The organism is Cryptosporangium sp. NPDC048952, from assembly GCF_043197895.1.
Lineage (GTDB): Bacteria > Actinomycetota > Actinomycetes > Mycobacteriales > Cryptosporangiaceae > Cryptosporangium.
Window position 1 is genome coordinate 1,188,134 of sequence record NZ_JBICTY010000002.1, and the last position, 11,214, is coordinate 1,199,347.

The 11,214-nt window shown below is 70.4% G+C and carries 9 protein-coding genes; 2 read left to right on the plus strand and 7 right to left on the minus strand.

The features are described 5' to 3' along the window. Nucleotides 1–13: 13 nt before the first annotated feature. The 5 genes from ACGFY5_RS13825 to ACGFY5_RS13845 are packed head-to-tail and all read right to left on the minus strand — an operon-like array spanning nucleotide 14 to nucleotide 5,982. The gene (locus ACGFY5_RS13825) at nucleotides 14–865 is read right to left on the minus strand and encodes an alpha/beta fold hydrolase (protein ID WP_392719951.1); all 852 of its coding nucleotides are present in this window, start codon (nucleotides 863–865) and stop codon (nucleotides 14–16) included. Beyond that, nucleotides 865–1,626 (minus strand): ABC transporter ATP-binding protein, encoded by a 762-nt coding sequence (locus tag ACGFY5_RS13830; protein ID WP_392719952.1) that lies wholly within the window; start codon nucleotides 1,624–1,626, stop codon nucleotides 865–867. Before ACGFY5_RS13830 ends, ACGFY5_RS13825 begins: the two co-directional genes overlap by 1 nt. After that, the gene (locus tag ACGFY5_RS13835) at nucleotides 1,623–3,383 is read right to left on the minus strand and encodes a dipeptide/oligopeptide/nickel ABC transporter permease/ATP-binding protein (RefSeq protein ID WP_392719953.1); all 1,761 of its coding nucleotides are present in this window, start codon (nucleotides 3,381–3,383) and stop codon (nucleotides 1,623–1,625) included. The genes ACGFY5_RS13830 and ACGFY5_RS13835 overlap by 4 nt, the downstream gene beginning before the upstream one ends. Next, entirely contained in the window at nucleotides 3,383–4,387 is a 1,005-nt protein-coding gene (locus tag ACGFY5_RS13840) for an ABC transporter permease (RefSeq protein ID WP_392719954.1), read from the minus strand. Before ACGFY5_RS13840 ends, ACGFY5_RS13835 begins: the two co-directional genes overlap by 1 nt. After that, nucleotides 4,387–5,982: an ABC transporter substrate-binding protein gene (locus ACGFY5_RS13845; protein WP_392719955.1), complete on the minus strand. Its 1,596-nt coding sequence runs from the start codon at nucleotides 5,980–5,982 to the stop codon at nucleotides 4,387–4,389. The genes ACGFY5_RS13840 and ACGFY5_RS13845 overlap by 1 nt, the downstream gene beginning before the upstream one ends. Nucleotides 5,983–6,636: 654 nt before the next feature. Between ACGFY5_RS13845 and ACGFY5_RS13850 the strand changes: the two genes are divergently transcribed. After that, on the plus strand, nucleotides 6,637–7,227 hold the full coding sequence (locus tag ACGFY5_RS13850; RefSeq protein WP_392719956.1) for a hypothetical protein: 591 nt from the start codon (nucleotides 6,637–6,639) through the stop codon (nucleotides 7,225–7,227). A 9-nt stretch (nucleotides 7,228–7,236) separates the two neighbouring features. Here the strand turns inward: ACGFY5_RS13850 and ACGFY5_RS13855 are convergent, their stop codons facing one another. Then, the gene (locus tag ACGFY5_RS13855) at nucleotides 7,237–8,661 is read right to left on the minus strand and encodes an NAD-dependent succinate-semialdehyde dehydrogenase (RefSeq protein ID WP_392719957.1); all 1,425 of its coding nucleotides are present in this window, start codon (nucleotides 8,659–8,661) and stop codon (nucleotides 7,237–7,239) included. A gap of 83 nt (nucleotides 8,662–8,744) precedes the next feature. Here ACGFY5_RS13855 and ACGFY5_RS13860 point away from each other — a divergent pair, with 83 nt between their 5' ends. Further along, nucleotides 8,745–9,623, plus strand: a complete 879-nt coding sequence (locus ACGFY5_RS13860) for a LysR family transcriptional regulator (RefSeq protein WP_392719959.1) — start codon at nucleotides 8,745–8,747, stop codon at nucleotides 9,621–9,623. On the opposite strand, the gene ACGFY5_RS13865 is transcribed toward ACGFY5_RS13860, so the two are convergent. Continuing rightward, a complete protein-coding gene (locus ACGFY5_RS13865) occupies nucleotides 9,596–11,209 on the minus strand; it encodes a PucR family transcriptional regulator (RefSeq protein WP_392719960.1) in 1,614 nt (537 codons plus the stop codon). The genes ACGFY5_RS13860 and ACGFY5_RS13865 overlap by 28 nt on opposite strands. Between the last annotated feature and the right edge of the window lie 5 nt (nucleotides 11,210–11,214).

Consider the following 11,214-nt stretch of genomic DNA (forward strand, 5'->3'; position numbering starts at 1 on the left):
GCGCCTGGCTGGGTCACCCAGCGCGGGCGGCCGCGCGGGTCAGACCGCGGACGAAGTCGGGCCACAGCTCACGCGGGATGTCGTGGCCCATGCCCTCGTAAATCAGCACCTCGGCGTGGGGCATGAGCTCGGCGAACGCCAGCGCCGCGCGCCAGTGCAAGGTTCCGTCACCGCGGCCGTGGATCACCACCGCGGGTACGTCGACCTTCCGCAGGTCCTCGCGACGCTCCAGCGGCCCGTTCAGCATCGCGTTCCACTGCCGGATCAGCCCATCCGGCCGGTAGATGCGGTCGTAATACCGAGCCGCCAACGCGGCGGACTCCTCCTCGTCGAACGGGAACCCGGGCGAGTGCCAATGCCGCTGCCCGTTCACGAACATCGTGATGTACGCGTCGCGGTCGAGGAGCTCCGGCGGGGTCGTCACCGGCGTCCCGTCCCCGTGGGTACCGACGAGGAACTCCGGTTCGCTCGACGGGGACGTCGACATCAACCCGAGGCTCGCCACACGCGACGGGTGCTCGATCGCGACCACCTGCACGATGTACCCACCCAGCGACATGCCGGTCAGATGCGCCCGCTCGATGCCGAGGTGGTCGAGCACCGCGACGACGTCGCCGGCCATGTCGGAGATGTCGTAGGTGGCGGCGAGGTCGTCCGGGCCGCCGGTCTGCTGCGAGAGCCCGACGTCGCGGTTGTCGGGGCGCACGACGAAGAACCCGGCCTCGACGAGTTGCGCGACGAATTCGTCGTGCCAGCCGATGAGCTGTGCGCCACCGCCGTGCACGAGGACGAGCGGCTTCCCGGACGGGTCGCCGTCGGTCTCGTAGTAGATCGTGATGCCTTTGGCCGTGGTGAGGGTGGGCATCAAACCTCCAGGTCGAGCGGACGACCCATCACCGGGATCGAGCGCAGCAGTTCACGGGTGTAGGGGTCGGCCGGGTCGGCCAGCACGGCGTCGGTGGCGCCGTGTTCCACGACGCGGCCGTTGCGCAGCACCGTCACGTCGTCGCTCACGTAGCGCACGACGGCGAGGTTGTGCGAGATGAACAGCATCGTGAGGTTGAGGTCCGCTTGCAGCTCGCGCAGAAGATTCAAGACGACGCCCTGCACGCTGACGTCGAGCGCGGAGGTGATCTCGTCGGCGACGAGCACGGCGGGTTCCGCGGCGAGAGCGCGGGCGATCGTGAGGCGTTGGCGCTGGCCGCCGGAGAAGCGCGCCGGTCGTTCGTCCGCCCGTGCGGGGTCGATGTGCACGAGTTCGAGGAGCTCGCGGACGCGTTTGTCGCGGTCGGCGCGGCTCCATTTCCGGCCGGTGGCGAGGAGACCCTCGGCTACCGAGGCGGCAACGGGCATGCGGGGATCCAGCGCCGCGAAGGGGTCCTGGAAGATCATCTGGACCTTGCGTCTGGCGGCCTTCGCCCTGGTCAGGTCGGCGCCGTCCAGGCTCACCGCGCCGAGGCTCGCCCGCTCGAGCCCCACAGCCACCCGCGCCATCGTCGACTTCCCGGACCCCGACTCCCCCACGAGCCCATGCGTAGTCCCCGACCGCACCACCAGCGAAGCATCATCCACCGCCGTGAACGGCCCGAACCGCACAGTCACATGATCGAACACGAGCTCGCTCACGCCGTGACCTCCGTCTTCGCGCCACCAGCCGCAGCCTCGTCAGCGGCGGAATCGCCGGCGGCGGACTCCTCGCTCGCTGCTACGCCGATCACGGGGAGCGCGCGGGAGCGGTCCGTCGTCATGTCGGGCACGCAGGCGATGAGGCCCCGGGTGTAGGGATGCTCCGCCTTGTCCAGGTCGTGAACGGCTAGCTGTTCGACTATTTCGCCGTCGCGCATGACGACGACCCGGTCGCAGAAGCCGCTCACGAGCGCGATGTCGTGCGAGATCAACAGGATCGCGGCACCGGTGCGCTCCTTCGCGTCGGCGAGCGCGCGCAACACCTGGCGCTGCACTGTCACGTCCAGCGCCGTGGTCGGCTCGTCGGCGATGATCAACCGCGGCGACCCCATCAACCCCATGGCGATCATCGCGCGCTGCCGCATCCCCCCGGAGAACTCGTGCGGCAACTGCTTGATCCGCTTCGACGGCTGCGGGATCCGCACGAGCGCCAGCGCCTCGAGCGCCCGCTTCGTCGCGGCGCCCCGCGACGACCCCGCGTGCACCTCGCTGGCTTCGGTGAGCTGCCGCCCGATCGTCAGCGCCGGGTTCATCGACGACAGCGGATCCTGGAAGATCATCGCCTGCTCCAGGCCGAGCTTCCGCCGGTCGGCAGCTGACGGCCGCGCCCGCATGTCGATCCCGCGGAACTGCAACCGCTCGCTCTCGACGAGAGCCTCCGGCCCGAGCAGCCCGGCAACGGCCATCGCCGTGACCGACTTGCCCGACCCGGACTCACCGACGATCCCCACGACCTCGCCGGGCCCGATCGTGAGATCCACCCCGTGGACCCGCTCGATCAGCGACCCGTCGTCTCCCCGGAACGAAACGCGCAGCTGCTTGACGTCGACGATGGCGTCGTCGTCGATGGTGTTGGTCGTGTGAACCGCAGCCGACCGCACCGCCCGCACCGTGCGCGGCCCCGACTCACTCAGCAGCTCACCGAGCAGCGAGAACAGCACGCCGGTGAGCACGATCGCGATGCCCGGCCCGATCGCGGCCATCGGCTCGACGTAGATCTGCTTGGAGCCCTCGTTGAGCAGCCGGCCCCAGTCGTACTCGGGTGCCTGCACGCCGAGCCCGAGGAACGAGAGCGCGGCGAACGAGAGCAGGGTGACCGACGCGTGCGCCGCGGTGTTGACGACCAGCGGCGGCAGGATGTTCGGCAGCACGTGCCGGACCGCGGTGCGCAGCGGCGAGCTGCCGAGCAGCCGCGCGGCGTGCACGTAGTCGGTGTTGGCGACCGACGACGCGAGCGTCGAGACGAGCCGCGCGAACACCGGAATGCCGGCGAAGCCGATCGCGAGCATGGCGCCGGTGGCGGTCGCGCCCCAGATGACCGAGAAGAACAGCGCGAGCAGCAGCCAGGGGAACGACAGCAGGATGTCGATGAACGCGGTGACGAGCCGACGCAGGAACCGCGGGAGCACGGCCGCGATGACGCCGAGCACGACGCCGAGGCCGACCGAGATGCCCACCGCACCGAGCGTGAGCAGCACCGAGAGGCGGGTGGCGACGACGGTGCGGGCGAGCAGGTCACGCCCGAGGGGATCGGTGCCGAAGAGGTGCGCGAGCGACGCGGGCGCCTGGCGGTTCGCGATGTCGCGGGCGGTCGCGGAGTCGCCGAACACGGTGGGCCCGAACAGCGTCGCGAGCACGATGACGACCAGGCCGAGCAGGACAGCGATGCCCTGGGGCGTTTTCAGAACCCGCTTCATCACGCCTCCGCGATCGTCGAGCGCGGGTCGAGCACCGCGAGAGCGAGGTCGATCAGCAGGTTCACGCCGAGCACCAGCAGCGCGTACACGAGCACCACCCCCTGGATGAGGGGATAGTCCTTCGCGGTGATCGACGAGACGATCGTCGAACCGATGCCGGGCACTGTGAACACGGTTTCGACGAGCACAGTTCCCGCAACCAGCCCGACGAGCACGACACCCCCCGCGGTCAGCGTCGCCGCGACGATGTTCGGCAGCGCGTGCCGCAGGTACAGCAGGCGGCCGGGCAGGCGTTTGCTGCGCGCGGTCGTCAGGTACGGCGCATCCAGCACCCGGAGCATCTCGATGTGCACGATCCGGGCCAGGTACGCCAGCGGGCCGATCGCGAGAGCGAGCACCGGCAGTACCGCCTGGCTCGGCTCGCCCCACCCGGCTGGCGGGAACGCCTGCAGACCGATGCTGAACACCGCGACGAGCAGCACCGCGAGCAGGAAGTTCGGGATCGCGATGAGCACGCCGAGCAGCCCCGACACCCCGAGGTCGAGCGCGCGGCGGCGGCCCGCGCGCGCCGAGACCGCCGTCGCGACCCCGATCGGGAACGCGCCGATCGCCGCGAGGAGGAACGCGAGGAACGCGAGCGTGAGCGTGGTCGGGAGCCGCTCGCCGAGCGTCTCGGCGACCGACCGCTGCGACGTGATCGACGTGCCGAGGTCACCGTGCAGCAATCCGGTGACGTAGTGCGTGAACTGGGTCATCAGCGGCTGGTCGAGGCCGAGCTGCGAGCGCAGCGCGTCGACGGTGGCGACCGGCGCGGTGGGCCCGAGGGCCGCGCGCACCGGGTCGCCCGGCACGAATTGCACCATGAAGAACGACGCGACCAGCACGATGACGAACGAGATCGCGGCCCGGCCCAACCTTCGCAGCACGAAGGTGAGCCGGGGCGAGGAGGCGAACGAGCGCAGACTCCCCCCGTCGACCGGAACAGTGCTCGGGGGGAGAGTCATCAGCCCAGCATCCGGATCGAGCTCGGCCGGATCGTCCAGAGCACGTCGGCCGTGGCGCCGCTGAAGAAGATCGGCGACTCCGTCTGTGCCAGCGGGTAGACGTCGACGCGGTCGATGAGCTCCTTCTCGGCGTTCTGCCACAGACCGCACGCGGTGTCGGGGTCGGCGGCAGTCATCGCCTGACGCGCGATGCCGTTGTACTTCTCGTTCTGCACGTTCATGAAGTTGTAGCCGCCCTTTTCGCTGGTAGCGCCCAGGAAGAACAGGCTAAGCACCACGGGCGTGCCGGGGGCGAGCTGGATGAAACCGGTGTCCCAGTCGTATGTCTGGTACAGGTCGGTCGACCAGCCGTTGGGGTCCTCCGCGACGAGCTTCGTCTCGACGCCGATCTTCTTCCACTGCTCCTGGACCTCTTCGGCCGCCGCCGCGTGGCTCGGGGTGCCCGCGTCGTACAGGAAGCGGATGACGAGCGGTTTGCCACCCTTCGCCCGCATTCCGCCGGCGCCCTTGGTGTACCCCGCCTCGTCGAGGAGCTGGCCGGCCTTCGCCGCGTCCGCCGGCGGCAGCGTCCACTTCGGTCCGCCGTCGACGCACAGCTCCGGTGACTGCACCACCAACGACTTCATTTCGACGTAATGACCGTTGGTGACCAGTTCGCCGACGGATTTGCGGTCGAGTCCGAGCGTGAGGGCCTTTCGGACGCGTTCGTCGGCGGTCGGGCGGTTGGCGCGCTCGTTGAAGAGCATCTCGCCGAGCGGGTTCGGCACGCCCTGGGACTTCTTGCCTGCCGCCTCGACGCGGTCGCGGTCGGGACCGGCGATCGTCACGGCGTTGAGGTCGCCGGAGAGCAGCAGGTTCGCCGACGTCGATTCGCTGGTGACGACCTTGCCGACGACCTTGTCGGGCAGACCCTTCGTGTCGCTGGTGACGCCGTCGGGGCCCCACTTGTAGTCGGTCCGCTTGGTGTAGGTGTACTCGCTGCCACCCTTGGCGGAGGTCAGCTTGAACAGGCCCGTGCCGTTGGTGGCGTTCTTCAACGAGTCGGGCTTGTCGAGGCCGGCCTGGCAGACCATCTCGATCGTGCCGGTCGAGGTGAGCAGGAACGGGTTGTTCGTCTTGCTCGTGATCGTCACCGTGTTACCGCTCGATGTCGCGGTCATGTCGGCGGTGATCGTCGAGCCGTGCCAGAACGTACCGTTCTTCGCATTGGCCTGGAACTTGATGTTGTTGGCGGCGGTCTCGGCGCTGAACGCGCTACCGTCCGAGCAGGTCACGCCGTCTTTGAGCGTGTAGGTGATCGAGGTGGGCGTGGCTTTCCAACTCGCGGCGAGGAGGGGTTTCGCCTCGCCGTCCTTGTCGAGGGCCACGAGCGAGTCGTACGCATACGGAACGAGCCCGCGCTGGACGAGGGACACGCCCGTGAGCGGCGACAAGCTGCCGGGATCCTCGTTGAGCGCGATGTTGAACGTGCCGCCCGAGACGAAGTTGGCCGGGTCGTCGTTCGTCGTCGTGTTACCGCCGCAGGCGGAGATCGTCACCGCCGCGACGCTCGCCATGGCGACTGCCGCGGACGCCCGGAAAGGTCTCCTGGTCATGGTGTCGTCCTTCGGGTCGACTGGCCTCGTGGGGGCGGAGGCCATGGACTGAGGCTAGGAAGGTGTGACCCACCGGACAATGTGCTGACAGTTCAGAGAATCGCGGCTGGCTGTGTTGAGAACACAAGGTGGCTACGAATCCTCGACGATGCGGCGGGGCGGGTGGTCGGCGTCGAGGTCGTGGCGGGCGATTCGGAGGGGCTCGGCTCCGCGTTTCCGCGGCCTCGGCGGGGTCCTCGGCGACCACGGTCAGGCTAACCGCAAACCCCGATCCCCCCGCACCAGCCGGTATCCCGCAGGCTCCCGGTGCGGATGGAGAGAGCGACCGCGGTAGATGCCGCGCAGGTGCAGGCGGCGGCCCGCCAGAGGGACGGTAGGGCCACGCTCCGCCGACGACTGGCGACGCCTCACGAGCCGGTACCCCGTCGGAACCACGGTCATCGGCAGAGTCACAGCGGTCTCTGCGAACCGCGAAATGCTCCGTGCTGTTCGACGACGACCACTACGGCGCCACTTTCGGGTGATTCGCCACGTGGAAGCGATCCGGACCCTGCTGCTCGAAGCAACCGACAACCCTGGAACCTGAGGTTTTCCTGTGTGGATAGTGTGCGTCCGGGTCGACTTCGACGACCCGCGAAACACGGGGGAAGTACAGTGTCGCGAATTTTGCCGGATTTCAACGTCGGTGTTGCCACTCCGGAGCAACTCTGGGACCGATTGGGAGAAAGCGTCAAGGCACGGATCAACGTACGAGCGGGAACGATCCTCGAGTGGTGGGCGGCGCCCGGCGCGGACCAGCGGCCCGCGGTGACGGTGCTCGGCACCAACGCGCTGATCGTCGCGGAACCCATCCTGGGCAGCGATGGTCGTCTCGCCAACCGGCTGACCAGCGTGCCCCTGGACCCGGCGTCGCTCCGCCGGGCCAGGATCCTGGAGAAGTCGGAAGCCAAGGTGCCGGAGAACAGGCGCAGATCGGAGATCGTCGACCTCCGTGACCACCTCCCACCGCAGGTCCGCGAGCTGATGGACGAACCGTTCGCCGCCCGTCCGCCCGAGACGCTCCAGCACGTGCAGTACTACGTGCCCGTACTCGAACGGGCGATCCTGCGGATCTGGTACTACATCACCGACCAGCGGTCGCTGACGTTCGCCACCGGCCTCGGGCACGGCTTCCGGGACGGCGTCGGCGCCGACTCGTGGGACGTCACGTGCTGGCGGGCCACCGTGCGCCAGCCGGAGAGGTGACGGGGCTACCTACCAGGCGACGGAGAAGTACTGCGTCTCGCGGAACTCCTCGATACCCGCCCGGGCCCCCTCCCGACCGAGGCCGGACTGCTTCGTCCCACCGAACGGGGCAGCCGGGTCGGACACCAGACCCCGGTTGACACCGACCATGCCGGCGTCGATGCGCTCGGCGAGCCGGAGGGCGTGGCCGAGGTCGCCCGCGTAGACGTACGCGGCGAGCCCCGCCTCGCTGGCGTTGACGCGACGCAGCAGATCGTCCTCGTCGGTCCAGGTGACGATCGGCGCGACCGGCCCGAAGATCTCCTCGTCGAGGATCATGGCGTCGGCGGGGACGCCGGTGAGGATCGTGGGGGCGAGGAACCAGCCCTCCGCGGGCACGGGAGCGGAAAACGCCACCCGGGCCCCGGCCGTGACCGCGTCGTCGACCAGAGCAGTGATCGTCGAAACCGCCGCCGCGGAGATCAGCGGACCGATTTCCGCTCCCGTGTCGGACGGCCCCACTGAAAGGCGCGAAACCCGCGCGCCGAACCGCGCGACGAACTCGTCGGCGACCGTGGCGTGGACGTAGAAGCGGTTCGCCGCCGTACACGCCTGGCCCCCACCGCGGAACTTCGCGATCATCGCGCCGTCCACGGCCGCGTCGAGGTCCGCGTCGGCAGTGACGACGAACGGCGCGTTCCCGCCGAGCTCCATCGACGCGTTGACGACCCGGTCGGCTGCCTGCTTGAGCAGCAGTTGCCCGACCCGCGTCGATCCCGTGAACGAGATCTTCCGGACCCGCGGGTCGGCCAGCCACGTGCCGACGACACCCCCGGCGTCGGTCGTCGGAACGAGGTTGACGACACCGTCGGGTACCCCGGCCTCGGCGAGCAACCGCACGACCGCGATCGCGGTCAGCGGGGTCTCGGCGGCCGGCTTGAGCACCACCGTGCACCCGGCGGCCAGCGCGGGCGCGATCTTGCGCGTGGCCATCGCGGCCGGGAAGTTCCACGGCGTCACGAGCGCCGCGACCCCGACCGGGCGATGGGTCACGATCGTGCGGGTGCCGCCCGCCGGGGAGGAGCCGTAGTCGCCGCCGGTGCGCACGGCTTCCTCGGCGAACCAGCGGAAGAACTCGGCGGCGTAGACGACCTCGCCGCGGGCGTCCACCAGCGACTTGCCGTTCTCCGACGCGATCAGGGCCGCGAGTTCGTCGGCGTCGCGGAGCATCAGCGCGTGGGCGCGGGCCAGGATCTCCGAGCGGGCGCGGGGGGCGAGTGCGGCCCAGTCGTCGAACGCCGCTGCCGCCGCGTCCACTGCTGCGGTCGCGTCGTGCACGTCGGCGTCGGCGACCGACGCCACGACCCGGCCCGAGGCGGGGTCCTGCACGTCGAACTGGCCGGAGCCGCCGGGGAGGTGCTTTCCGCCGATGATCAGGCCGGACGAATCGATCATCGTTCCATGGTTCGCCACGGCTTCCTATGCTGTCCAATACTTGCTTTCCATAGAGTCCATACCTGTTGGGCATAATGTGCAGCATGGAACTGCGCTGGGTGACGTACTTCGTGGCGGTGGCCGAGGCCGGCACGGTGAGCGCGGCCGCGGAAGCCGTGCACGTGGCCCAGCCCTCGCTGTCGCGGCAACTCCGCGCGCTCGAGCAGGACCTGAAGGTCGACCTGTTCGAGCGGGCCCAGGGGCGGCTGCGTCTCTCCCCCGCCGGGCGCGCGCTCCTGCCGTACGCCCGCGACGTGCTCGCGCAGGTCGACGACCTGCGCACCGCCGCCGACCTGCAGGTCCGCGGTCGGCTCACGCACGTCACGATCGCCGCGCCCACCACCACGCTGACCGACGTCGTGTCCCCGTTCCTGGTGACGCTCACTCCCGACGATCCGGTGCCCGCCGTCTTCGTCTCCGACGGGAACACTGTCGACGACGCCCTGCGCCGCGGCGCGGACCTGGTGATCACCGCCGATCCCCCGCACCCCCGCCTGGCGTTCCACCCACTCCCGCCCCTACCGGTCTGGGCCTACGTGCCGCCCGGTCACGACCGCGCCGGGCAACCGACCGTCGACCTCACCGCGCTGGCCGCCGAGCCGTTGATCCTCCTCCCACCCGGTCACCCGGCCCGCGACGCATTCGACCAGACGATCGGGGCGCCGGCAGCGATCGAAGCGAGCAATGGCACCGTGGCGCAGGCGCTCGCTGCTGCCGGGCGGGGCATCGCGGTGGTGTCCGACGACCCGCGCTACGACCTCGTCCCCCTCGCCGTGGTCACCACCGACGGCACCCCGGTCAGCGTCCGCCTGGCCTGCGCGTGGAACCCGCGGCACCCGGCCGCCGAAGCACTGGCCGACCTCGCCGCCCGCATCGAGCAGTACGTCGTCCGTCGCTACCCGAGCCGCAGCACGCGCAACTGAACCATCAGCCCGAACCGCTGATCGGGATCGGTCAGATCGCACTGACCGACGTCCGCGACCCGCCGCAGCCGGTACCGGAACGTGTTCTGGTGGACGCCCACCGACTCCGCAGCGAGGACGGAATCGCCGAACGCGTCCAGCCACGCCGTGAGCGTCTCCACGAGGTTGCCCCGATGCTGAGTGTCGTAGTCCGCCAACCGCGCCAGCGCCCCCGCCGGCTTTTCACCCCGTGCGGTGGCCAGATCCCGCAACTCGGACACCAGCGCCTCGCCCTGGAGCTCGTCGAAGCGTCCGATCCGCCGGTCCGGCCGGCCGTCGCGCAGCACCCGCAGTACCCGGTCGACGCTCGAACGACTCCGGGCGACGTCGGACAAGCCCCGCGCCACCGGACCCACCGCCGTGATCGAGGGCAGCCGGTCCCCGACCCGGTCCACGAAGCCCTGCAGGATCCGCACCGCGCGCGTCTCGGCCCTCTCCGGGACACCGGTCATCGGCAGCAACCCGTACGTCACCGCACCGATCGCCGCCGCGACCGCACGCGGGTGCACCGCGTTGAGGTGCAGCGCGAACGCGTCGCTGAGCCCCTGCCGGTCCTGCATCACGCCGGCGCTCTCCGCGTTGTCGCGTTCGTCGAGGGCGACGCCCAGCACGAGCAGCGGCTGGCTGGAGAGCCCGAGCCGCTCGAGCGCCTCCCGGGCACCGTGACCGCCCTCCAGCGCGGTGTTGAGCAGGTCGGCACGCATCCGCCGCTGCACGTCGGCGCCCGCGCGGATCCGCAGCAGGTGCAGCGCGACCAGGTTCGCGGCCTCACGCAGCGCGGCGCTGCGCTCGTCGGTGAGCGGCCCGGGGACGGCCGCCCAGATCGACCCCAGCACCTCGTCACCGGCGCGCACCGAGATCGCGATGCGCGGCAGGCTGAAGCCGGCGATCTGTTCCGGGATCGGCTCCACGTACACCGGCTGGTCGCCGCGGAGCAGCTCCCGGAACACGCCCCGCTCGTGCAGCACGCGCGCGTACCGCTCCGGCACCTGCCGCCCGAGGATCGTGTCGACCCGCGGCGGGTCGGCCTCGTCCTGGCGTCCGGAGAACGCGAGCACGCGGGAGCTGCGGTCCTCGATCGTGACCGGCGCGTCCAGCAGCGCCGCGATCGCGTTGGCGACAGCGAACAGATCGCCCGCCGGGATACCGCCGAGCAGTGCGTCGTCGTCCTGCCCGGCGTCGACGCCCGGCGCGAGCAGCGACCGCAGCAGGTCGCTCAGGTGCCCCCAGGCGGCCCCGCGGCGCAGCCCGAGCACGGTGACGCCCGACTCGTCGACGGCGGCGCGCACGGATTCGGTGACGTCCACCGGGGCACGGACGACGAGCGCGGCGGCGTTCTGCTTGCCCAGCGCGCGCAGGAGTTCGGGCGTGGCGTCGACGCCGATACCGAGCACCAGCGCGTGCGCGGGCAGCATCGGCTGGTCGGCCGGGTCGTGGAAGACGACCGCACCGATCTCCTCGGGGCGGTCGACGTCCCCGTAGGCGTGTTCCAGCAGCGTGGCACCGAGGTCGTCGACGACCCGGCCGAGGTTCACGCGAGGCCGCACGTGCT

Bases quoted from the DNA above. Each gene is read 5' to 3' on its own strand.
- ACGFY5_RS13825 (WP_392719951.1), bottom strand. From the start codon at position 865: ATGCCCACCCTCACCACGGCCAAAGGCATCACGATCTACTACGAGACC.
- ACGFY5_RS13835 (WP_392719953.1), bottom strand. From the start codon at position 3,383: ATGAAGCGGGTTCTGAAAACGCCCCAGGGCATCGCTGTCCTGCTCGGC.
- ACGFY5_RS13840 (WP_392719954.1), bottom strand. From the start codon at position 4,387: ATGACTCTCCCCCCGAGCACTGTTCCGGTCGACGGGGGGAGTCTGCGC.
- ACGFY5_RS13845 (WP_392719955.1), bottom strand. From the start codon at position 5,982: ATGACCAGGAGACCTTTCCGGGCGTCCGCGGCAGTCGCCATGGCGAGC.
- ACGFY5_RS13855 (WP_392719957.1), bottom strand. From the start codon at position 8,661: ATGATCGATTCGTCCGGCCTGATCATCGGCGGAAAGCACCTCCCCGGC.
- ACGFY5_RS13860 (WP_392719959.1), top strand. From the start codon at position 8,745: ATGGAACTGCGCTGGGTGACGTACTTCGTGGCGGTGGCCGAGGCCGGC.